Source organism: Ruegeria sp. BHSC223, from assembly GCF_059613025.1.
On record NZ_JBXWRR010000007.1, the window covers coordinates 70,310 to 93,402 of the forward strand.

General features: G+C 63.2%; 20 protein-coding genes. 6 read left to right on the top strand and 14 right to left on the bottom strand.

Annotated features, from left to right (window positions below):
* Positions 1–128: 128 nt before the first annotated feature.
* Genes AC2FNY_RS12805 through pepN form a run of 3 tightly spaced genes read right to left on the bottom strand, consistent with a single transcriptional unit; the run spans position 129 to position 3,865 of the window.
* Positions 129–560 carry a hypothetical protein gene (locus AC2FNY_RS12805; protein WP_234138913.1) on the bottom strand — a complete coding sequence of 144 codons (432 nt, stop codon included), beginning with the start codon at positions 558–560 and terminating at the stop codon, positions 129–131.
* Positions 561–568: 8 nt separating this feature from the next.
* Positions 569–1,309, bottom strand: a complete 741-nt coding sequence (locus AC2FNY_RS12810) for an SDR family oxidoreductase (protein WP_496802697.1) — start codon at positions 1,307–1,309, stop codon at positions 569–571.
* 3 nt (positions 1,310–1,312) lie between these two features.
* Positions 1,313–3,865, bottom strand: a complete 2,553-nt coding sequence (pepN, locus tag AC2FNY_RS12815) for an aminopeptidase N (RefSeq protein WP_496802698.1) — start codon at positions 3,863–3,865, stop codon at positions 1,313–1,315.
* A gap of 220 nt (positions 3,866–4,085) precedes the next feature.
* On the opposite strand from pepN, the gene AC2FNY_RS12820 reads away from it, so the two are divergent.
* Together AC2FNY_RS12820 and AC2FNY_RS12825 are read left to right on the top strand one after the other, a co-directional pair.
* On the top strand, positions 4,086–6,233 hold the full coding sequence (locus tag AC2FNY_RS12820) for a malate synthase G (protein WP_496802699.1): 2,148 nt from the start codon (positions 4,086–4,088) through the stop codon (positions 6,231–6,233).
* A 134-nt stretch (positions 6,234–6,367) separates the two neighbouring features.
* Entirely contained in the window at positions 6,368–7,147 is a 780-nt protein-coding gene (locus AC2FNY_RS12825) for a gamma-glutamyl-gamma-aminobutyrate hydrolase family protein (RefSeq protein ID WP_234138917.1), read from the top strand.
* A 163-nt stretch (positions 7,148–7,310) separates the two neighbouring features.
* On the opposite strand, the gene AC2FNY_RS12830 is transcribed toward AC2FNY_RS12825, so the two are convergent.
* From AC2FNY_RS12830 to dctP, 6 genes are all read right to left on the bottom strand, one after another.
* A complete protein-coding gene (locus AC2FNY_RS12830; protein WP_234138918.1) occupies positions 7,311–7,721 on the bottom strand; it encodes a RidA family protein in 411 nt (136 codons plus the stop codon).
* Between the two features lie 27 nt (positions 7,722–7,748).
* Positions 7,749–9,092 carry an NAD(P)/FAD-dependent oxidoreductase gene (locus tag AC2FNY_RS12835; protein WP_496802700.1) on the bottom strand — a complete coding sequence of 448 codons (1,344 nt, stop codon included), beginning with the start codon at positions 9,090–9,092 and terminating at the stop codon, positions 7,749–7,751.
* 27 nt (positions 9,093–9,119) lie between these two features.
* Positions 9,120–9,929 carry a nitrilase-related carbon-nitrogen hydrolase gene (locus tag AC2FNY_RS12840; protein ID WP_496802701.1) on the bottom strand — a complete coding sequence of 270 codons (810 nt, stop codon included), beginning with the start codon at positions 9,927–9,929 and terminating at the stop codon, positions 9,120–9,122.
* Between the two features lie 15 nt (positions 9,930–9,944).
* Positions 9,945–11,249 carry a TRAP transporter large permease gene (locus tag AC2FNY_RS12845; protein WP_234138921.1) on the bottom strand — a complete coding sequence of 435 codons (1,305 nt, stop codon included), beginning with the start codon at positions 11,247–11,249 and terminating at the stop codon, positions 9,945–9,947.
* Between the two features lie 3 nt (positions 11,250–11,252).
* On the bottom strand, positions 11,253–11,771 hold the full coding sequence (locus AC2FNY_RS12850) for a TRAP transporter small permease (RefSeq protein ID WP_496802702.1): 519 nt from the start codon (positions 11,769–11,771) through the stop codon (positions 11,253–11,255).
* Positions 11,772–11,846: 75 nt separating this feature from the next.
* Positions 11,847–12,833 carry a TRAP transporter substrate-binding protein DctP gene (dctP, locus tag AC2FNY_RS12855; RefSeq protein ID WP_234138923.1) on the bottom strand — a complete coding sequence of 329 codons (987 nt, stop codon included), beginning with the start codon at positions 12,831–12,833 and terminating at the stop codon, positions 11,847–11,849.
* A 137-nt stretch (positions 12,834–12,970) separates the two neighbouring features.
* Between dctP and AC2FNY_RS12860 the strand changes: the two genes are divergently transcribed.
* Both AC2FNY_RS12860 and AC2FNY_RS12865 read left to right on the top strand, forming a co-directional pair.
* Positions 12,971–13,612 (top strand): TetR/AcrR family transcriptional regulator, encoded by a 642-nt coding sequence (locus AC2FNY_RS12860; RefSeq protein ID WP_234138924.1) that lies wholly within the window; start codon positions 12,971–12,973, stop codon positions 13,610–13,612.
* Between the two features lie 184 nt (positions 13,613–13,796).
* The gene (locus AC2FNY_RS12865) at positions 13,797–14,120 is read left to right on the top strand and encodes a hypothetical protein (RefSeq protein WP_496802766.1); all 324 of its coding nucleotides are present in this window, start codon (positions 13,797–13,799) and stop codon (positions 14,118–14,120) included.
* Positions 14,121–14,154: 34 nt separating this feature from the next.
* On the opposite strand, the gene AC2FNY_RS12870 is transcribed toward AC2FNY_RS12865, so the two are convergent.
* The 3 genes from AC2FNY_RS12870 to AC2FNY_RS12880 all read right to left on the bottom strand — a co-directional run bounded on the left by AC2FNY_RS12870 (position 14,155) and on the right by AC2FNY_RS12880 (position 19,141).
* On the bottom strand, positions 14,155–16,233 hold the full coding sequence (locus tag AC2FNY_RS12870; protein ID WP_496802703.1) for a Hint domain-containing protein: 2,079 nt from the start codon (positions 16,231–16,233) through the stop codon (positions 14,155–14,157).
* Positions 16,234–16,432: 199 nt separating this feature from the next.
* Entirely contained in the window at positions 16,433–18,673 is a 2,241-nt protein-coding gene (locus AC2FNY_RS12875) for a xanthine dehydrogenase family protein molybdopterin-binding subunit (protein WP_496802704.1), read from the bottom strand.
* A 3-nt stretch (positions 18,674–18,676) separates the two neighbouring features.
* The gene (locus AC2FNY_RS12880; RefSeq protein WP_496802705.1) at positions 18,677–19,141 is read right to left on the bottom strand and encodes a (2Fe-2S)-binding protein; all 465 of its coding nucleotides are present in this window, start codon (positions 19,139–19,141) and stop codon (positions 18,677–18,679) included.
* Positions 19,142–19,253: 112 nt separating this feature from the next.
* Between AC2FNY_RS12880 and AC2FNY_RS12885 the strand changes: the two genes are divergently transcribed.
* Positions 19,254–19,832, top strand: coding sequence for a TetR/AcrR family transcriptional regulator (locus tag AC2FNY_RS12885; protein ID WP_496802706.1), 579 nt, complete (start codon positions 19,254–19,256; stop codon positions 19,830–19,832).
* A gap of 7 nt (positions 19,833–19,839) precedes the next feature.
* On the opposite strand, the gene kynU is transcribed toward AC2FNY_RS12885, so the two are convergent.
* Together kynU and AC2FNY_RS12895 are read right to left on the bottom strand one after the other, a co-directional pair.
* Positions 19,840–21,033 carry a kynureninase gene (kynU, locus tag AC2FNY_RS12890; RefSeq protein ID WP_496802707.1) on the bottom strand — a complete coding sequence of 398 codons (1,194 nt, stop codon included), beginning with the start codon at positions 21,031–21,033 and terminating at the stop codon, positions 19,840–19,842.
* 227 nt (positions 21,034–21,260) lie between these two features.
* Entirely contained in the window at positions 21,261–22,013 is a 753-nt protein-coding gene (locus tag AC2FNY_RS12895) for an SDR family NAD(P)-dependent oxidoreductase (protein WP_234143471.1), read from the bottom strand.
* A 120-nt stretch (positions 22,014–22,133) separates the two neighbouring features.
* Between AC2FNY_RS12895 and AC2FNY_RS12900 the strand changes: the two genes are divergently transcribed.
* Positions 22,134–23,081: an MBL fold metallo-hydrolase gene (locus AC2FNY_RS12900; protein ID WP_496802708.1), complete on the top strand. Its 948-nt coding sequence runs from the start codon at positions 22,134–22,136 to the stop codon at positions 23,079–23,081.
* The last annotated feature ends 12 nt before the right edge of the window (positions 23,082–23,093 follow it).

Below are 23,093 nucleotides of genomic sequence, written 5' to 3' on the forward strand. Positions count from 1 at the left end.
GGCCTGTGTGGTGTCGTATTGGCTTCAGGCTGACGCTGATTTGCGGCACAAAAAAGGCTGGAGCGGGGTGTTTCGGGACAGGTTTTGCGGCGGGCTCTGGGGATTGCGCCCGGACTGGCATCAATCCGCTAACGACCGGCGAAATGATGCCGAACCACGGCCAGTCCACGCGCGGTCAGGATCTCTTCGAACTCACGATGCGGGGGCAGAGACTCTTGTGGCAGCCGTATCTCTTTGCCTGAATGCAGGCACAGCGTGGCGCGAATGCTGAAATCCCAGCGCGTATCCAGCCGTACCTGCGCGATCTCGTCCAGCGCGACAGACCCGTCCAGGCGCCCCGAGAACCAGCTGAGCCGAGCGGCGTCCAGATCGAGACCCGCGCGGCGGTCGGTGATGATCTCGGACAACAGCGGCAGGGTCGGCAGGGCGCACAGCGCGATCAGCCACCAGGCCGCTTGAAACAGAACCATCACCGTCGCAAGCCCAGTCCAGACCGCCAGCAGCAGCACGACATTGCGGGGGCTGCGGGCATGGCGGACATAGCGGAGCGGTTCGGTCATCGCGAGGGTCACCGCCCGCCGCTGACGTCGAGCGTGGTGCCGGTGATGTAAGACGCCGCGTCCGAGAGCAGGAAAAGCGCCGCTTCGGCCACCTCGGTCACGGTGCCGGTCCGCTGCATCGGGACACCCGGCGCCAACCGTTGCGCCCGATCCGGTTCGCCGCCCTTGGCATGGATCCCGGTCTCGATCAGACCGGGGCGGAGCGCGTTGACGCGGATCCCCTCTGCGGCGACCTCGTCGGCGAGGCCCTTGGTAAAGGTGTCGATCGCGGCCTTGCTGGCGGCGTAATCGACATATTGGTTGGCCGAGCCCAGACGCGCAGCGGCAGAGGAAAGATTGACGATGGCGCCGCCCCGGCCATGGGCCTGCATCCGCAGCACCGCCTCTTTGGCGACCAGAATGGCGCCGATCACGTTGACATCGAACATGCGCCTCAGCCGCGCATGGGTCAGGTCGGTGACACGGGCGGCGCGGTCGACGATGCCAGCGTTGTTGACCAGCCCGTCGAGGCGGTCAAAGCCCTCATCCACCCGCGCATAAATGCGCCGGATGTCTTCGGGATCGGCCACGTCGCCGGGGCACAGGATCACAGTAGCGCCTGCAAGGCGGGCGGACTCGGCCACCGACTCGGCCCCGGCCCGGTCCTGCCGGTAGTTGAGTGCAAGATCATAGCCGCGCATGGCGGCAAGGCGGGCGATGGCGGCGCCGATCCCGGCGCTGGCCCCGGTGATGAGCAGGGTTCGGCGCATGGCTCAGCTGCCCCGGATGCGGGTCAGCATCTCGGTGGTGTCCCGGCTGAGGTTCGGCTGGGCCAGAATGCGATCCAGCTGGGCGCCGATCAGCAGCTGCCGGTCGTTGTCATACCGTCGCCAGGTCTGATAGGCCGAGCACATCCGCGCGGTGGTCTGCGGGTTTACCGGATCGAGCCGGATCAGCCAGTCCGCCAACAGCTGGTATGCCGCGCCCGAGGCATGATGGAAGCCGGCATGGTGCATGGCCAGCGCGCCGAATACGGCACGGAACCGGTTCGGATTGCGCCAGTTGAACTCGGCATGCGCGCTCAGGCGCCGGGCGGTTTCCGCCGCCTGTTCGGGCGCCGCCAGTGCCACCTGAAGCCCGAACCATTTGTCGATCACCAGCCGGTCGCCGCGCCACTGGTCATAAAAGGCGGCCAGTTCGACTTCGCCCTTGCCCGCCTTGAGCAGACAGGACAGCGCCGAAAGTTGCAGCGTCATGTTGTCGGCGCAGGCATAATCCGCCGCCGCCTGCGTACCGCTATCGAGCCGCGACAGCAGTGCCAGCGCGGCGCTGCCCAATGCGCGCTTGCCGGCCTGGTCTGCATCGGGCCGGAACGGTGCCTCGATCTGTGACTCGGCCCTGAGCCGTGGCAGCAGGTCCTGCATGTGTTGGGCGGTGGTCTGGCGCAGGGTCTCGGTCGCCTCCCAGATCGCCTGCGGATCGGGGATCAGGCCGCGCTGATGCAGGGTGGCGGCCAGTTCCGACTGGCTGGGCAGGCCCAGCATCAGCGCGCGATAGGCCGGGCCCAGCCCATCGTCGCGCAGCACCGCCGTCAACCCGTCCAGATAGGCGGTATCGGGCGCGGCGTCCTCGGTGATCATGTCGAGCAGGCATTGCCCGGCCAGCGCACGGCCCGCTTCCCAACGGTTGAAGGGATCGGTGTCATGGGCCAGCAGAAAGGCGCGCTGCTCGGGCGAGAGGTCATGGTCCAAAACCACCGGCGCCGAGAAATCGCGCAGCACCGAGGCCACTGGACGTGTCGCCAGCCCGTCAAACGAGAAGCTCTGACGCGCCTGCGTCAGTTCCAGCATCTCGGTGGCGCGCACCTCGTCGCCATTGGGGTTGAGCAGTCCGACGGCAACCGGGATCACCTGTGGCAGCTTGTCGGGCTGGCCGGGCGTGGCGGGGGTCTCTTGCGACAGGGTCAGGGTAAAGGTGCCGTCCTGCCACGCCTCCTCGACCGTCAGGCGCGGGGTGCCGGCCTGGCTGTACCAGCGCTTGAACTGAGACAGGTCGCGCCCCGTGACATCCTCGAACACCTTGAGCCAGTCCTCAATGGTGCAGGCCTGCCCGTCATGGCGCGCGAAATAGAGGTCCAGCGCCTCGGCATAGGCGGCATCGCCCACCAGCCGTTTCAGCATGCCAATCACCTCGGCACCCTTTTCATAGACGGTGGCGGTGTAGAAGTTGTTGATCTCCTGAAAGCTTTCGGGCCGCACCGGGTGGCTGAGCGGGCCCTGATCCTCGGGGAACTGGCGGGCGCGCAGGTCGATCACGTCGCGGATGCGTTTGACGGGGGCGCTGCGCAGGTCCGAGGTGAACTGCGCGTCGCGGAACACGGTCAGCCCTTCCTTGAGGCAGAGCTGGAACCAGTCGCGGCAGGTGATGCGGTTGCCGGTCCAGTTGTGGAAATACTCATGCGCGATGATCGCCTCGATCCGTTCGAAATTGTCGTCGGTCGAGGTCTCGGGACTGGCCAGCACGGCGGCCGAATTGAAGATATTCAGCCCCTTGTTCTCCATCGCGCCCATGTTGAAATCGTCGACCGCGACGATGTTGAACACGTCCAGATCGTATTCGCGGCCATAGACCTCTTCGTCCCAGCGCATGGATTTCTTCAGCGCCTCCATGCCAAAGGCGCATTTGCCCTCGTCTCCGGGACGGACCCAGAGGTTCAGATCCACTTCGCGGCCCGAAACGGTGGTGAACGTGTCGGAATGAGCCAGCAGGTCTCCCGCCACCAGTGCAAAGAGATAGGCCGGTTTTGGCCATGGGTCATGCCATTCTGCAAAGCCCTCGCCGCTATCGACCGGGTTGCCATTGGACAAGAGCACCGGATGCGTGCCGTTTATACGCACGGTAAAGGTGCTCATGACATCGGGGCGGTCGGGGTAATAGGTGATCTTGCGAAAGCCTTCGGCCTCGCATTGGGTACAGTACATCCCGTTCGAGAGATAAAGTCCTTCGAGCGCGGTATTGGCGGCAGGGGCGATCTCGACCTCGGCTTCCCAGACAAAGGGCGCATCGGGAACGGCGCAGGTCAGACCCTCGTCGGTGATCTCGGGCGCGATCTCGGCACCGTCGATGGCGGCGCGCAGCAGGCGCAGTTCCTCGCCATGCAGAAAGAACCGGCGGTCGGTCGTCTCGGGATTGGGGCGAAAGGCGATGCGCGAGGTGACGCGGGTTGCGTCGGGCGCCAGGTCAAAGGTCAGGCGCACCTCGTCCACCAGATAGCCGAACGGGGTGTAATCCTTGAGGTGGATGGTTTTCGGGGCGGCGTCGCGCATGGGAACCTCGGCTGCTGTCGGTTTGGCGAGACGTTAGGTAGAACACGCCGGGGGTGCAAGCGGCGCTCCTTTGCCGTTCATGGTCTGCGCTGTTCGGGAATGGTGGAAACTGCCTTCGGCTTCATTGGTAAATCCAGCGTGCCATTTTGTTGTTTGACCGCTGCATTCGCGATAACTGGAGTATGCGATTGTACACAGGCGGCAAGGCGGAGGCGCGATGATGAGCGGCAGAGTGGAACGGAACGGGCTGAAAGTCGCCGGGGAACTGGCGGATTTCATCGAGACGCGCGCCTTGCCCGGTACCGGGGTGGAACCCGCCGATTTCTGGGCCGGGATGGCGCGGATGGTGGCCGAACTGGCACCGGTAAACCGCGCATTGCTGGCGCGGCGCGAGGCGCTTCAGGAGCAGATCGACGCCTGGCATGTCGCCCATCGCGACCGGCCGCATGATCACGAAGCGTACAAGGCGTTTCTGGCCCAGATCGGTTATCTGCTGCCCGAAGGCGCGGCCTTCGAGATCGAAACGGCCGATACCGACCCTGAAATCGCATCGGTGCCGGGGCCGCAGCTGGTTGTGCCGATCACCAATGCCCGCTACGCGCTCAACGCCGCCAATGCCCGCTGGGGCAGCCTGTATGATGCGCTTTATGGCACCGACGCCATGGCCGGGCCGATACCGGCGGGTGGCTACGACCGGGGTCGTGGTGCCCGTGTGGTGGCGCGCGCGCGTGTCTTTCTGGACGAGGCGTTTCCGGTACAGGGCGTCAGCCATGCCGATGCCCGCCGCTATCACATCCGTGAAGGCGCGTTGCTGGTCGATGGTCAGCCGCTGATCGACCCGGCAAAATTCGCAGGCTATCGCGGTCACCCCAAGGCGCCCGACGCGGTGCTCTTGCGCAACAACGGGTTGCATGTGGAGCTGGTCTTTGACCGCACCCATCCGGTGGGCTGCCACGATCAGGCGGGTCTGGCCGATGTGCGGCTGGAAAGCGCGGTCTCGGCGATCATGGATTGCGAGGATTCGGTGGCCTGTGTCGACGCCGAGGACAAGGTGTTGGCCTATGGCAACTGGCTGGGCCTGATGCGTGGTGACCTGAGCGAGGAGGTGACCAAGGGTGGTGCCACCTTCACCCGCGCGCTGGCCGGCGATCTGGACTATCTTGCCCCCGATGGCAGCGCGATGAGCGTCAAGGGCCGGGCGCTGATGCTGGTGCGCAATGTCGGTCACCTGATGACCAACCCGGCGGTGCTGGATGCGGATGGGGCGGAAATCTTCGAAGGCTTAATGGACGCGCTGGTCACCGTCGCCATCGCGATGCATGACCTGAACCGGGCGGGCGGCAATTCGCTTGCCGGCTCGGTCTATGTGGTCAAGCCCAAGATGCACGGGCCGGAAGAGGTGGCTTTTGCCGTCCGGACCTTTGACATGGTCGAGGATATTCTTGGCCTCCCGCGCAACACGGTCAAGATCGGCATCATGGACGAAGAGCGGCGCACCAGCGTCAACCTCAAGGAATGTATCCGTGCCGCCAGATCGCGGGTCTGCTTCATCAACACCGGGTTCCTCGACCGGACCGGCGACGAAATCCATACCTCGATGGAGGCGGGGCCGTTCAGCCGTAAGGATTTCATCAAGCGCAAATCCTGGATCACCGCCTATGAGAACCTGAATGTCGATATCGGTCTGGAATGCGGCCTCTCGGGCAAGGCGCAGATCGGCAAGGGCATGTGGGCGATGCCGGACCGGATGGCGGCCATGATCGAGACCAAGATCGAGCATCCCAAGGCAGGCGCCAATTGCGCCTGGGTGCCCAGCCCGACGGCGGCCACCCTGCATGCGCTGCATTATCACAAGGTCGACGTGTTCGCGGTACAGGCCGCGCTGCGCGCGGGCGGACGGCGGGCGCATGTGGACGGGATCCTGGAAATCCCTCTGGCCAGCTTCCGCAAATGGTCGTCCGATCAGATCCGCCGCGAGGTCGAGAACAACGCGCAGGGCATTCTCGGCTATGTCGTGCGCTGGGTCGATCAGGGCGTTGGTTGCTCCAAGGTGCCGGATATCAACAACGTGGGCCTGATGGAGGACCGCGCCACCTGCCGCATCTCGGCGCAGCATATCGCCAACTGGCTGCATCATGGCGTGGTGGACGCGCAGGAGGTGATGGCGGCCATGCGCAAGATGGCGGCGGTGGTCGATGATCAGAACGCGGACGACCCGGCCTATCGCCCGATGGCGCCGGGGTTCGACGGCATCGCCTTCCAGGCGGCCTGCGATCTGGTGTTCAAGGGGCGGGTGCAGCCCTCGGGCTATACCGAGCCGGTTCTGCATGCCCGGCGGTTGGAACTGAAGGCCAGCCTTGGCGCCTGATCCCGCCAAGCCGGTCACGCCCCTGTGTGCGCAAGTGAACACGCGCCTGCGCGCTTGCTGCGATGCGGCCGCTGTTGCAGCGCTTGTGAGGCGCGGCTAGGCTGCGTCGAAAGGGGCAAGCGCAAGGGGACGGGATGACGCGGCCAGTCGTAGGGATCATCGGCAACTCGTATCTGCTGAACGATCAGTATCCGACCCATGCGGGCGGGACGATGAATTCGGACGCGGTGGCCAATGTCTCGGGCTGTCTGCCGCTGCTGATCCCGGCCGATCCGCGTTATGTTTCGGTTTCCGAACTGCTTGAGGTCTGCGACGGGTTCCTGCTGACCGGCGGTCGCCCCAATGTTCATCCCGAGGAATATGGCGAGAGCGAAACCGCCGCGCATGGCGAATTCGACCGTGCCCGCGATGCCATCACCCTGCCGCTGGTGCGCGCCTGTGTCGAGCGGGGCCAGCCCTTTCTGGGCATCTGCCGCGGCTTTCAAGAGGTGAACGTGGCGATGGGCGGCACGCTCTACCCCGAGATCCGCGACCTGCCGGGCCGGATGAACCACCGGATGCCGCCGGATGGCACGCTGGAAGAGAAGTTCGCCCTGCGCCATATCGTCAGCGTGACCGAAGGCGGCGTGTTCCACCGTGTTTTCGGCGCCCGCGAGGTAATGACCAACACGCTGCACGGGCAGGGGATCAAGACCGCGGGTGCCCGCATCGAGATCGACGGTCATGCCCCGGACGGTACTCCCGAGGCGATCTATGTGCGCGACGCGCCGGGCTTTACCCTGTCGGTGCAATGGCATCCCGAATGGGACGCGGCCAGCGATCCGGTCTCGCGGCCGCTGTTCACCGCCTTCGGCGACGCCGTGCGCGCCTGGGCCGCGCGCGGAACCGGGCCCGTTTTGCAGAAAACGGGCTAGAGTTTTTCACCTGACGGCAACCCGCGCAACTGGAAGCCACCTGGCGGGCACATGGGCGTTTGGGGCGATACAAGGTTGTCCAACAACGGCTGCAAGCCCGCACCTGCTCCTGCAAATTGTCGTTCGGGGCGCGGAGCAGCCGTTTGCCGTTGGTGCGAACTGGTCACCGCGTATCTGAGGATGCGGACATTGTTGGACCATCAGTGCCAGCGGTTTCTGCGCCCGTCTGGATGTGAGCGATCGCTATAATCTCTACACGTACACCCGGGCTGGCCAGCGCGACTCCTGCTGTTGCTCTGGCTGGCGGGTTTTCCGAGTCTACCCAAGACTCCCAGACGATGTTCATCCCTGCAAAATCCGTCATGTCGCTCAGCCAGATCTGAACTGAGACGAGGTCGGACTTGGTGCCGCCCATCTCGGCCAACAGCGCGTCAATCTTGCCCAGAGTTTCGGCAGTTTGTCCCATGATGTCGGCCGTCCGATCATCGGGAATCTGCCCGGCGAAGTATACCATGTCGCCCGCGCGCACGGCCTGACTCATGCGCGGACCAATCTTGTGACGGACTGCCTTCATTTCGTTTTCTTTCAGATTTGCCGAATCTCAGATTTCGGAGCGGCTTTCCCACTCGACCAGTTTCATGCGTCCGCTGACACCGAGCGAACGGAATGGATCCGGTGGAATCGTCGAAGGCCGGCCACTGACGGCGATGATGTCTTCGAGCGTCTGCGAGGATCTCCCGAGCGCGAGATCGACCAGAAGACGACCCGAGCTGGTGCCGCGCGTCATGCCGACACCATTGTAACAGTTCGCCGAATAGACCCCTGGAGCCATTTCGCCGAAGAATGTCGCATGGTTCCGCGACAGGCTGACGACCCCGCCCCAGGTCGAGGTGATCGGGACGTTGGCCAAGGCCGGGAACCGGTTGTCGAGCCCCTGCCGGTGCGCTTCGGCCACCTTGCCGAGGTCGCGCGAAGACGCCTTGTAGTTCGGGGCAAAGCCATAGTGGTTACGGATCAGGAGCCGCCCGTCCGATGTCATCCTGAGCGTGGTTCCACCCGCATCGGCCGGGGTCAGTCCCCAGTTCATCTTGCCGGTGTAGCGCTTGCGCTCGGCTGGAGTGAGCGCCCGCGTGATGCTTGCATAGGTGATCGTTGGCAGAATCCGGTCTTTCATATAGCCGAATTCCGGCGTGTAGGGGTCGGTCCCGAGAATGACCTTATTGGTCGAAACGGAGACTGTGCTCCCATCGGCCAAACGCAGCTTGACCGCAAATCCCCCGGCCTTTTCCGAAAACTCGACGACTGCCGCATCGTCGCGCAGGGTCACGTTTTCGGGCAGCTGCCGCGCCAATCCTCTGACCAGCAGGAAAGGGTCCACCAGCACAGCGCCGGGGGTAAAGACGGCGCCAGCGTAGTATTCCGTTCCCATGATGGCAGCGCATCCTTGCCGGTCGAGAACCTCGTAAGGTTCGCCAATCTTGTCCAGCGCCGCGCAGAACTTGCGCATCATGCCCGTTCCGCGCTCACGTACCGCACCTTGCAGCTTGCCGACGGGCGACCAGTCGCAATCGATTCCCAAGCGCTCGGTCTGCTCCCCAAGCACCGAAATCGCGCTGCGGTTCAGAGCCATGATCTTGCGAAGCCTCGTGGCATCGGGGTGATCCAGGTCGAACTTGTGCGGCAGATCGAGAAGAAAACCAGAGTTTCGCCCCGATGCCCCCCAGCCGACCGGGCGCGCATCGACGAGCAGAACGCGGTCCTGCGGCACCAGTTCACCCAGACGATGCGCCGCGGACAGCCCGGTGATGCCAGCGCCAACGATGAGCCAGTCATAGTTGGCGCCGATCTCGGAAACTTCGTTGATGGGGACGATTTCATCTGCCGGGCGCCAGCCGGACGGTCGGTCAAGTGGCGGAATTACCGGAGTGTGGCTTGCATAGGCCATCGCGATGCTTTCTATCTAGCCGGGTGTTCAAGCGATCTTCGAGAACGGCGGTGTTGCGAGGTCAAACCGCTCTAGATCCTGCAAGAAGTCGAAGTCGGACTTGCGCAGATGAACGGCGGAGGTGTCGATTGTCGCCAACACCATGTCCTCCCGGCCGGACGCGCGGCAAAGGTGCTGGCCATCCGGGGCGCAGATCGAACTGGTTCCACTGAATTGTGAATTGGCTTCGTCGGCCGCGAAATCGCAATAGCCGATGAACATGGCGTTTTCATACGCCCGCGACGGCACGATGGCATCCGAGACAAAGCGCCACTTGGCCCGAAGCGCTGTCGGCACGAGCAAGAGTTCAGTTCCCAACAGCGCAGCCCGCCGCGCCAGTTCAGGGAATTCGATGTCATAGCAGATCAGAACCGAACAGCGGATGCCTTCAAAGTCGAACGCTTCCGGTCCGGCCCCCGGCGTGAAACAGTCCCTTTCGAAGTCGTTCGGCAACGCCACCTTGCGATAGTTGCTGATCAGGTGCCCGGCCCGGTCAAAGACGGCGGCGCTGTTATAGAGCGCGCAGCCGCTTTGTTCCGGGTATCCGAGAACCAGCCCGACGCGATGCCGTGCCGCAAGCTGTCCGGCAGCGCGTAGAAATTGCGATCCCTGAACCTGGGCCGTTGCTCGCACGGCGCCAGCAGAGCCATAGCCTGAAAGGTACAACTCTGGTGTGATCAGCATGCCGGCGCCTGCTGCTGCGGCACGCGACATTGCCAGATCTAGATCGGTGAGAGCATCGTCAGCGGAACGAAACGCTGGGCGAGCTTGAAAAAGGGCAAGAGTGAGCAGTGGCATTTTGGTTCTCTGTTCTCAGTGCAAGCCCAACAGTCGCGGGACAAAAAGCGACAGCTCCGGGAAAAACGTAACCAGAAGCATCACGGGAAGTGCCACGTAGAAGATGATTTGCAAGGCTGGCTTGACCGCTTCATGAATAGAAACCTTGCCGATGCGGCAGGCCATGTAAAGGATCGGGGCGACCGGCGGGCTGTTGGCACCGATCACGACCGAACAGGCCACGATAGAGGCATAGTGGACCGGGTCGACGCCATGATGAACCATCAGGGGCATCATCAGCGGCGCGATCACCACGGTCACCGACAGGTCGTCCATGATCATTCCGACGAAGATCAGGAAGGCGTTGACCAAGAGCAGGATCAGGATCTTGTTCTCTGTCAGGTGCGTGACGGCTTCGGTCAGTTCCTGCGGCACGCTTTCGGCCACCATGATGCGTCCGATCATGAAGGAAAACAGCAGGATAAGAATGATCGTGCCCGTCGTTTCGCCGGCCTCGACCAGGCTTTGACGGAAGCGCGACAAGGTAAGATCGCGGTAGATGAAGAACCCGATCAGGATCGCCATGAACAAGGCAACCGCTGCGGCCTCGGTCGGGGTGAACACGCCGCCATAGATGCCGCCCAGAATGACCACCGGCATCATCAGGGCCGGAAGGGCCTGAAGCGTGGCGCGCAGCGGGCCATGGGGTGATTTCTGTGCCGAAATCGCCGCCATGCGTTCGGGCGTGTCGACCAGCATGCGTGCGGTCACGATCTTGTTGAAGAGCATCAGGCCAAACATCAGCAGCAGACCTGGCACGATCGTCGCCGCGAAGAGGGCGGTGATGGACTGACGTGTGACGACACCGAAAAGGATGAGCGTGATCGACGGCGGGATCAGGATGCCCAGAAGCGAGGACACGCCAAGCAGGGCGCTGGTGTAACCGCGGGGATAGCCGCGAGCGGCCAGCGGATCGCCCATGATGGTGCCGATCGAGGCAACGGCGGCGGTCGCCGTTCCTGAAATCGCACCGAATACTCCGGAGGATCCGATCAGGGCTGCACCCAAGCCACCCTTTCGGCCCCGCATCGCCATGGACATGAAGCTGATCAGACGTGCGGCAACCCCGCCGCTTTGCATCAGATAGCCGGCCAGAACGAACAGCGGCAGCGCCAGCAGGATAACCGAGTCGAGCGACCGGAACCCCTGCAAAAGCAATGTCGACGTGCTGACATCATAGGCCCAAACCAGAAACATCAGGACGCCCGCGAAAGACCATGCAACCGGTACCCCGAAGATCATCAGGGCCATCAGAAGCAAGATACCAAAAAGAGCTTCCATGGTTCAGACCTCTCCTGTTTCTTGATCGGTTTTGCCAAAAACGGCAGCAGCGGCGACGATGGCGTCCCGGACGGCATAGACAGCACAGAGCACGGCAGCGAGGACGACCGCAGACTGTGGAACGATGAGGGGAATGCTGAGAGCGGCGGTTGTTTGCGGCCGCTTGATCGACCAGGCGACCATGTCATTGGCCAGGCTCAGAAAGAACAGGCTGAGCACGACCATGATAAGGGATACGGCGAATGTGTGCAGGGCCTTGTGCTTTGGAGTTTTCAAAGACAGGGCAAGGAAATCGACCACCAGATGTTCGTGGTTGCGGGCCGCGACGACGGCGCCGCACATGTAAAGCCACATTGCCGAAAGGGTGGCGAGCTCCAGCACGCCCACGACCGACCAGCCAAGCACGAAACGGGCGAGAACTAGAAACAGGATCAGCCCGGTGATCGCGAGACTTGTCACAATCACGATGAGGTTGAGAATGCCGATCAGCCCGGCATCGAGCTTTCTGAGAAGGTCGACCATGTCGCGTTTCTCCCGGTTCGCAGCATGTTTGATAGGAGGGCGGCCGGAACCGTCAGATCCCGGCCACGGTGCAGGTCAGTTCACCTGGGCGCGGATCAGGTCCATGATGTCCTTGCCGACATCGGGTTCCATTTGCGGCCAGACTTCGGCACGAACCTTCTCGGCGAGCGGCGCAATCTGCTCGTCCGTGAGTTCGAAATATTCCATGCCCGACTGGACGGCCAGATCGACATAGTGCTGGTCTTCGTCACGGGCGGCCTTGAAACGCGCCTCCATGACGGCGACAGCGGCGTCTTCGATCAGCTTCTTGTGTTCGTCCGAGAGGCCCTCGTAGGTCTCGAGGTTGACCAGCAGGTTTCCGGTGACAAAGGTGTGTTTCGTGCGGACATAGTAGTCCAGCACGTCGCGGAAATATTCGTAGTCCCAGTAGATCACGTTGCCTGCGTCACCGTCGACCACACCGGTCTGGATCGAGGTGTATACTTCGCCCCAGTCGATCGCGGCGGTCTGGTAGCCCATCGATTCCAGAATCTGCGGGAAGGGGAACAGCGGCGGCGTCCGCACCTTGATGTTCGCGGCACCGGCGACATCGGTGGCATAGGCGCCGCGGGTTGCGACACCGCTGAAACCTTCGGGCCAGGCGCCGAAATACTTCAGCCCGATGTCGTTGAACACCGTGTTCAGCACGCCATTGGCCCAGCCGCCGGGCTTGTAGGCGTCCAGCGCCTCTTCCCAAGAGGTGACCATGTATGGGGTGTTCAGAATACCGATCCGCTTGTCATATGAGGTCGAAGGCCATGAAATCATGGCATTGACTTCGCCGGCGACGAACAGATCGAACACCTCAAGCTGGCCGCCGAGTTCATTCTGGTAGAAGATCTTGACGTCGATCTCACCGTTGGACCCTTCCTTCACGGCATTCGCCCAGGCGGCAAGAGCGACGCCCGACGGAGATTCGCGGTCCCCGGAATCGGTGGCAAACTTCAGTTCGATTTCCGCCGAGGCGGCCGTTGCGGCCAGCGCGGTTCCGAACACGACAGCCGAAAAAAAGCTTCGAAACATCTCAATCCTCCTTGTTGGGTTGTTCTACGGCGCTTCTACATAACAGGTGTTACGTATATTGCGTAACATGCGTTATGTCCTGTAGGTGAGTCAATAAATTTTTCCGGGCGCCCCCATGTCCGGCAACAGGAGCTGGCATGGCGGAGCGAAAACCGAGGAAAGACAGGAACCTAGACAAGGCAAGCTGGATCGCGGCTGCGCGCAAGATGCTGATAGAAAAGGGCATCGCCGGTATCAGCCTGCGCCAACTTGCAGAAGAGTTGGGCGCAACAACCGGGGCCTTCTACTGGCAATTCGCCAATCTCGAAGAGCTTCTGGAAGACGTGCGGCAGGACTGGGCACAACGCAATACCGCACCGTTCACGAGAGCGATCGAGGCCGCAGGCGATGACGGTTGGGAGCAGTACCTCGCCTATGTGGGCGTGCTGCTGAAAGAGGAAGAATACATACCCCAATATGACAACGCGATCCGGGACTGGGCACATAGCTCAAAGCGGACGGCCGAAGTACTGAAAGAAATCGAGACGCTCAGGATACAGCAACTGCATCAGGTATTTCTGGCAATGGGATTCACTGGTCGGGCCGCCCAGGTTCGAGCCTATGTCACCTATTTCCATCAGACCGGCTACAATGCGATGCAGGTGTCTGAGCCAAGGGAAGAACGGCTATTGAACATTCCCTACTATGCCGAGGTCCTTGCCGACAGGGCCGACCTTCTCGACTTGCAGACAGCTGAGGCCGTTTCAGAACATTTTGCAGCCAGGGACAGCGAAACCTGAACGCCCGGCATTCAGGGGCGCAGCCCCATAGGAACGTCATTGGCTCGCCGCGCTTGTATGGCGCGCGACAGCACCCGAGCATTCCGCCCGCCAGAGGCACCAAGAAGTCCAGAGGTGCCAATACCTGTAGCTTGGTAGGTATCGTCAGGTTGTCGGCACTTTCGTTCGGTCATGGCGGCGAGCCTTGCTGAATCTGTCTGATCTCTCCAGCTTCATGGAAATCGGTTTCCCACGCTCGATTATCGGCCATGCAGTCTGGGCGAACCATCGGTTTGCGCTGAGCCCGCGTGAGGTTGAAGATTTGCTGGCCATCGGGCCTTTGACGCCAAGTCGATTTGTATGCCCTTGGCGCGTTGCCAACCTGCAAGTGCTGTTGCACCTTGCCGCCGGAGCGGATGGCTTCTCTCACGAGCGGCACCCGCAGCAACGGCAACCACGGTCGGACGGCAGCTTCGGCCCGTTTGCGAAGCTTGCAGTGTGCTTGCTCTGCGCTTGGCTGCTGCTCTGATCCTTGTTTACCGGATTAGGCAGCGCATCACCGCTTACGCCGCCAGAATGCGCGCCTCATGCGCCTTGAGGCAGAGCCGCGCGGTATCGCCAAAGGCGCTGGCGTGGCTGCGGAGTTCGGGGAACAGGTCGAACACTTCCTGCCGGGACCGGTCGCTGAGTGCGTCCAGACCCTCGTCGCCGGGAAAGAAGCTCTCGGTCGCGGCATCGTTGGCATAGATCACCTCGTGCCGGTCCAGCATCAGATGCATATAGGTGACGTTGCCACCTTCGATCCGGCGTGCTGCCGGGCTGCTCAGCAGGTGGGTTGCGGCCACCAGAACCTCGCTCTCGCCGAAATACATCTGGGCCCGCGATCCCGTCCACAGCATCCGGTGCTGGGGCGACACCAGCAGGGGGGCGCTGGCGCCCTGCAACAGGGTCGGGTTCAGTTGGATCGGGGCGTGTTTGCCCTTGGCGGCCACGGCGCGGCTGCCGACCCAGCGCAGCGGTTGCAGGCCGTTGTCGCGGGTGACGATCAGGTCGCCCGGACGCAGCGTTTCGATCGCGCGCGGGCCATGGGCGGTGGCGATCAGCGTTCCGGGAGTAAAGCAGATGATATTCTCGATGTTCGAGAAGGTGACCAGCGTGCCGTCGGTCAGTTCAACCGTGCCGGCCAGTTCGCCGGGGAGGTTGGTGGTCAGGTTCAGGGTGTTACGGTCGGCGACGCCTCCAAGGTCGAGCGTGTCGCCATTGATCTCGTCCTCCTCGTTCCCGATGATCGAGATGGTGCCGCTGCCCGCTTCGCCAAGCTCGGTGAGGATGAAAAGGTCATCGCCCGCACCGCCTTCGGCTGCGTCTCCTTGTGCGGCTTCGATGGTATCGTTGCCATCGCCGCCGAACACCTGATCGGAACCGGTATTGCCAAGCAGAAGATCGTCACCACCCTGGCCCGAAAGCGTGTCATCGCCGCTGCCGCCGTCGATCGTGTCGTTGCCGTCCTGTGGGACGCGCGTGTCGAAGTAGACGTCACTGACCCAAACGGCCTGAGTTCCGTTGAGTGTGTTTGAGTAGACGATCTCGATCGCTTGAACCGGTCCGGTAATCTCGACGAGGACGGACCCGGATTCGTCCAGGGCGCTGTCGGACTGGCTCCCGGCAGTAATCGTATTGCCCGAGACAGTGTCGGGGCTGGTGCCCGCGCCGGTAGGGGTAAGGGTGACGGCAACCGGATTGCCGTTGGCGTCATATGCATTGACCTCGAGAATATCGCGGTGATTGCGGTTGGCCCAGTCAATATCGTTGATGCGGAACATCACGTTCTCGACTTCGTTTTCGACATCGAAATCGGTACGGGCTGCAAACTCTATCCGGGTCGTTGAGGTTGCTCCGCGGCCTTGTCCGGCAAGATAGAGAGAAGAGAACTCGGACTGCGTCTCGCCGCTGCGGACATAGCTTTCCTCACCGGTATCGACCTCGAAGACCGGGTTGTTATTACCATCATCGGTAAAGCTGACCGATACGTTCATACGCCCGGTCGACTGCGTGAAACCGGCCGAAAGGTCGGTGCCGTCGGTGCCTTCGGCGAACCAGTTCAGGGATTCGGTGCTGCCAGCCTGACCGTCACCATACAGCAGGTCATCGCCGTCGCCGCCCTGGATGTCATCATCGCCGCTGCCACCATAGACGATATCGTTCCCGAGGCCCGCATCGACGGTGTCGTTACCCTTGGAGGCAAAGACCTGATCGCCATTGCCGTCAGGGCCGGTACCCTCACCGCTGTCGACCGAGTTGCCGTTGCTACCGACATAAGTATCGTCGATCAGGTCGTCGTTGGTCGTGCCCTGAACCTTGTTGAATGGCGAGAAATAGGGGGCTGCCACTGCCTCGGCGCCGGACAATGTGCCGACCGGTCCCAGGTCGGGCACGAAGTACAGGTTCCCGTCCGTGGCCAGGTAATACTGGCCGGTTTCCAGTTCGTTGTTGTAGGTGGTGCTGCCAAAGGTTCCCGACCAGGCCCATTCTCCAGAACCGATCAACTGGGCGGTGGTGAAATTGACCAGCGCGCCGCCGATGCTGGCGGCAAGCGACAGGTCCTGATCGACTCCGAGCGTGACGAGATAGCCGCTGGGCATGGGTTCACCTCAATCGCGGCCTGGGACCGCCTGTTCCTTGTTCATGCTGCGGCTGGGTCGAAACCTTTGCCGCCACGGTCAGGAATAGAGAGGGGGCGTGGCAAATCCGGGGTCGGATTTTGTCCGATCTGGAAACAAATTTGGGTAAAATTGTGGTGAGTTTCGCCCGTATCCGACCGGATACGGGCGAGGTGCAGGGTCAGACCAGCAGGTTGAAATGCTCGGCAAAGGGCATGCTGCGCACACGTTTGCCGGTCAGATCGAACAAGGCATTGCCCAGGGCGGGCATCGCGGGGGGCGTGCCGGGTTCGCCCGCGCCGCCCATATGGCGGTTTGTTTCCAGAACGCGAACCTCGACCAGCGGCGTGTTGTGCATGCGCAGGGCGTCGTAATCGGGGAAATTGCCCTGTTCCACCGCGCCGCCGGCAAAGGTGATCTTGCCATGGGCCGCCGCCGACAGGCCATAGACCATGCCGCCGAACATCTGCGCCTTGACCGTTTCGGGGTCGAGTGCCAGACCGATATCGCAGGCGATCCAGGCGCGCGCGATGCGGATGGTGCCGTCTTCGTCGACCACTTCGATCACCTGCGCGACCGAGGTGCCGAAACTATAGGTAAAGGCAACGCCGCGCCCGACACCCTCGGGTGTCTTGCCGGTCCAGCCCGACATCTCGCGCACCGCCTCCAGGCACCCGGCCGAAGGCGCGTGTTCGGCGCGCATCAGCTCCAGCCGGAACTCCAGCGGGTCGCGCCCGGCCGCATGGGCCATCTCGTCGACAAAGGTCTCGTGGAAAAACCCGTTATGGCTGTTCCCGACCGAACGCCAGAAGCCGACGGGAACCGCCAGTTCGGCGATATGGCCGCTGATCCGGTAATTGGGTACCGCATAGGGTTGGTTGAAGAACCCCTCGACCAGCACCTTGTCGGGGCCGGCGCCGGGCATCCCCGTGACCCGCTGCATCGCCTGGCGCGAGGGCGATTGCGTGGCCAGGCGCCCGTCGATCATCACTGCCTTGCCATCCTTGACCGCGCCGCGCATCCGGGCCAGCGCGCCGGGGCGGTAGAAATCGTGGCGCATGTCCTCTTCACGGCTCCAGGTGGTCTGCACCGGCACGCCGGGCAAGGCCATCGCGACGCGGGTGGCGATCACGCCGAAATCGAACTCGGCCCGGCGGCCAAAACCGCCACCCAGATAGGTGGTGTGCACCTCGACCGCCTCGGTCTCGAGGCCCGCGGTCTCGGCGATCTTGCTCTGGATGATCGTCGGCGCCTGGTTGCCGCCCCAGAATTCCACCCGGTCGCCGGTGAAAAGCGCGGTGCCGTTCATCGGCTCCATCGTGGCATGGGCCAGATAGGGGGCGCTGTACTCGGCCTCGATCACCGTCGCGCCCTCGGGCAGGGTGGTGACATCGCCGTCGTCGCGCATGGTCGAGTTGGGGCTGTCGTCAAAGGCGCGGGCAATCTGAGCAAAGATGGCGTCGGTTTCGGGCGGATAGGGCGCCGTTTCCCACTCGACCGCGATCGCCTCGACCGCCTGCATCGCCAGCCAGGTGTTGGACGCAATGACCGCGACGCCGGTGCCCAGATCGACCACCTGTTCCACCCCGGGCATGGCGCGGGCGGCGCTGTCGTCAAAACCTTTCATGCCGCCGCCCAGATTGGGGTTCATCCGCACGCTGGCGAATTTCATCCCTGGAAGGCGCACATCGACCCCGAATTCGGCGGTGCCTGTGGATTTGGCCACCATGTCGAGCCGGGGCAGGCTGCGGCCCAGATAGCGCCATTCGGACGGGTCGCGCAGCGCGACCTCGACCGGGTCGAGCTTGGCGGCCTCTTCTGCAAGGTCAGGATAGGGGATGCGACTGCCATCGGGGGCGATCACCGCGCCCGCCTCGGTCCGCAAGGTATCGCGCGCCACGCCCAGCCGGTTGGCAGCGGCCTGTTTCAGGGTCTCGCGGGCGCTGGCGCCGGCCTCGCGCATGCGCACGAACCCGTCCTTCATCGAGGTCGAGCCACCGGTCACCTGAAGGCTCAGCACCTTGCCGATCACCCCCAGCGCCTCGCCCAGGCTGTGTTGGAAATTCGAGGTGTCATAACCCTTGCCGGGCAGCGCGTCGCCCATCAGGGCGCTGTTGTAATAGGCCGCTGCCGCCGGGCCGTGCAGCACCCGCACCTGATCGGGGATCACGTCCAGCTCTTCGGCGATCAGCGCGGCCCAGGTGGTCATCACCCCCTGACCCATCTCGGCGCGCGGGGCAAACAGCGTGACGCCCTGCTGGTCGATCAGCACAAAGGGGTTGAGCGCCGCCTCGCCCGGGCCGGGCTTCAGCGGATTGGGGGCGGGGCGCGAGACGTAATAGGCGCCAAAGGCCACGCCGCCGACAATGGCGGCGGAGCCGATCAGAAAGGTGCGGCGGACGATCTTGCCGATACTTGCCATGGATCAGGCCTCCTTCAGTTTGTCGGCGGCCGAGTGAATGGCGGCGCGAATGCGTGGATATGTTCCGCAGCGGCACAGGTTGCCCTGCATCGCGTCGTCGATTTCGGCGTCGCTGGGGGCGGGGTTTTCCGCCAGCAGCGCGGCGGCCTGCATGATCTGGCCCGACTGGCAATAGCCGCATTGCGCCACCTGATGCTCGACCCAGGCCTGTTGCAGGATCGAGAGTGCCTCGGGCGTGCCGGTGCCTTCGATCGTGGTGACCTGGCCCCAGACATCGCCCAGCGACACCTGGCAACTGCGCACCGCCTCGCCGTCGATATGCACGGTGCAGGCGCCACAGGCGGCGACACCACAGCCGAATTTGGTACCGGTCAGTCCGATCTCGTCGCGCAGCACCCACAAGAGCGGGACATCGTCGGGCAGGTCGACCCGATGCGTTTCTCCGTTGACGGTCAGGGAAGTGGCCATGGTGGTCCTCGCTTTGCTGTGCTGATGGCTGTCAGATGAGCCTCTGACAAAATTAGCGCTATTTGTCAGAGTGTCAATTGACAAAATCGCGAAAAACTGTCAGAGGTCGGACATGAAAGACGACGTTATCGACCCCAAGCAACAAGCGATCCTCGACTCTGCCTGGCAGGTCTTTGCCGCCTATGGGTTCCGCAAGACCTCGATGGACGACATAGCCCGCGGCGCCCGCATGTCGCGGCCAGCGGTCTATCTGTATTACAAGAACAAAGAGGCGATTTTTCGCGCCGTGGTCCAGTATTGCTATGACCTGACCGCCGAGGCGGTGGCCGATGCGCTGGGCGCGGGCGGCGCTGTGCCCGAGGTGCTGGAACGTGCCTTTGCCGCCCATGGGCAAAAGGTGATGGCCTTGCTCGACTCCCCGCATGGGGTGGAGTTGCTGGATGCCGGCAGCTCGACCGCGCCCGATATCGTCGAAGCGGGCGAGGCCGGGCTTTGCGCGCTTTATGCCGACTGGCTGACGCGCGAGGCGACCGCCGGGCGGGTCATGCTGTCGGGGCCGGCGCCAGAGGTGGCGGCGACCATCGCCGCCGCGCTGAAAGGGGTCAAGATGACGACCCCCGATTTTGCGACCTATCAGACCCGCATCGCGCAACTGGCGCAGATCCTCGGCGCCGGGCTGATGCGCGGGTAATCCGCGCTCAGGTCACACGGGCGCGGGTCTTGTATTCCGGTTTGTCCCACAGCCGGTTCTGCATCACATCGGCGATGATCGCCACGGCGGCCTTTACATCATCCGCGTCGATGAACAGCGGGGTAAAGCCGAACCGCATGATATCGGGCGCCCGGAAATCGCCGATCACGCCGCGCGCGATCAGCGCCTGCATGGCGGCATAGCCATCGGCAAAGCGGAACGAGACCTGACTGCCGCGCTGGGCGGGGTCGCGCGGGCTGGCCAGTTCCAGATCGGGGCAGGTGGCCTCGACCCCGGCGATGAACATCTCGGTCAGTTCGATGGATTTGGCGCGCACGTCGGCCATATCGGCCATGTCCCAGACATCCAGTGCCGCAGACAGCGCCGCCATCTGGATCACCGGCGGGGTGCCGACCCGCATCCGCTCGATCCCGGCGCCGGGGCGATAATCGAGGTCAAAGGCAAAGGGCGCCTGATGGCCCAGCCAGCCCGACAGCGCCGGACGCACCTGTTCCGCATGGCGGGGGGCGACATAGATGAAGGCGGGCGCGCCGGGGCCGCCGTTGAGGTATTTATAAGTGCAACCCACCGCGAAATCGGCGCCGCATCCGGCCAGATCAACCGGCAGCGCCCCGGCGGAATGGGCCAGATCCCAGACCGTCAACGCGCCCGCCGCATGGGCGCGTGCTGTCAGCGCCGCCATGTCATGCTTGCGCCCGGTGCGGTAATCGACCTCGGTCAGCATCAGCACTGCGATTTCGTCGGTGATCGCCGCCTCGACCGCTTCGGGGGCGACCACGCGCAGCTCGTATCCCGGACCCATCGAGCGCAGCAGCCCTTCGACCATGTAAAGGTCGGTGGGAAAGTTGCCGTTGTCCGACAGCACCACCTTGCGGTCCGGGTTCAGTTCCAGCGCCGAGGCAACCGCCTGATAGACCTTGATCGACAGGGTATCGCCGGTGACCACATGGCCCGGTTCGGCGCCGATCAGCCGACCGATGCGGTCTCCCAGCTCGCTGGGCTGCGCCATCCATCCGGCCTTGTTCCAACCGGTGATCAGCATCTGGCCCCATTCGTCGGTCACCGCCTGCTGTACCCGCGCGGCCGCGGCCCGCGGCAGCGGTCCCAGCGAATTGCCGTCGAGATAGAGCACCCCCTGGGGCAGGTCGAACATGGCCTTGGTGGCGGCAAAGTCGGTCATGAGTCCTCACATGGATATTTTAAGCCTAAAGCATCTGGGGCAGGGATACGCATCGCCGCCCGGTCTGTCCAGCTTTTGTTGGGGAAATTGCCCATGCGCAAGGGGGCAGGGGCGCGGGGCATCTCTGCCCTGCGTCGAAGGGATGTTTTTGAAAACAGACGGTTACAGTGATCTGTGCGGGCGCTATTCTGTTTTGGAAACCGCCCGCGCCAAATTGCGATACCGGCTCAGGTCTGACCGCCGGCGATCTCGATGCACTGGCCGTTGATGCTTTGTGAACCCGGGCGCACCAGCCATAGGGCGGCGGCGGCCACCTCTTCGGGGGCGATCAGCCGCTTGTGCCGGTTCTGGTTCACCATCAGTTGCAGGGCATCGTCGGCTGCCATGCCGGTGCGTTGCGAGATCGAGGCGGTATTGCGCTCGACGATCGGCGTGTCCACATATCCGGGGCAAAGCGCGTTGAACGTATAGGGCGTTCCCATGAACTCTTCCGAGTAGGTCCGGGTCAGCCCGATCATGCCGTGTTTGGAGGCCGCGTAGGCGCCCGCGCCGGGGGCACCGCGCAGTCCGGCAATCGAGGCGACCGTGATCACCCGGCCCCAGTCGGTTTCCAGCATCGAGCGCAGGCTTTCGCGGATGGTCAGGAAAGCGCCATCGAGATTGGTCGCCATGATATCGCGCCAGAACGCCATATCGGTCTTTTGCAGGGTCTTGCCCACGGCGATGCCGGCATTGGCGACGCAGATCTGCACAGGGCCGCGTGCCTCGACCGCGCGGGCGATGCCGGTGACGACCTCCTCTTCGTGGCGCACGTCCATTGCCAGCGGATGCAGCCCCTCGGTTGCCACCTGCTCCAGCACCTCGGCCCGGCGTCCGGTGATGGTGACCTGGGCGCCTTCGGCGGCCAGCGCCTGCGCAATCGCCAGACCGATGCCGGTGCCGCCACCGGTCACCAGCGCATGTTTGCCGTTCAGATGCATTGCGGGTCCTCCCTGTTCGCCGGATCAGCCTATCGGCGCGCCACCCTGTGACAAGGGGTTCCGTATCGTTCCGTTCCGTCTTATGCACATATATGAATGATTCACTGGGAGGAGAGTGACATGACACGATTTCTGGCCACGACGCTGATACTCGCCGCCACCGCGGCGGTTGCCAGCGAGGATATCGCCGACCAGTATCCGCAGTCCGAGCTTTACTCCAAACCGGTCGAGGTCATTCCGCATGTCTTCTCGGCCATCGGCGCCACCGCGCCGCCGACCTATGAGAATGCCGGGCACAACAACAACCTGTCCTTCATCGTGACGGATGAGGGGGTGGTGGTGATCAATGCCGGGGCCTCGGCCCGGCTGGCCGCTGCGCTTCATGACGAGATCAAGCAGGTCACCGATCAGCCCGTGGTTCTGGTCATCAACGAGAACGGGCAGGGCCATGCCATGTTGGGCAACAGCTATTGGCGCGACCTTGGGGTCGATGTCCTGGCCCATGTGGACGCGGTCGAGGAAACCACCCAGAACGGCGATTTCATCCTGATGGGGATGGAGCGGTACAACCGCGACCGGGCCGAGGGCACGCGGGTGGAGCACGCCAACCTGACCTTCGAGGATCGCTATGACCTGACGCTGGGCGGTGTGGCGATCGAGGTGATGCATATGGGACCGGCGCATGATCCGGGCGATATCCAGGTCTGGATCCCCGAATGGAAGATCCTGATCGCGGGCGACATCGCCTTTCACGAGCGGATGCTGCCGATCTTTGAACATACCTGCACCAGTTGCTGGCTGGAGACCTGGGAAACCAGGATGGAGCCGCTGGCCCCCACCTATGTGATCCCCGGCCATGGGCATCCGACCAATCTGGATCAGGTGCGGCGCTATACCTACGATTATCTGACCGACCTGCGCGAAAAGATCGGCGCCCATATCGAAGAGGGCGGTGACCTGGCCAGCGCCTATTACGTGGATCAGGAGCGCTGGCGCAATCTGGACACGTTCGAGGAACTGGCCACCAAGAACGCGGGCCGTGTCTTTGCCGAGATGGAATGGGAGTAAGGGGCGGAACAA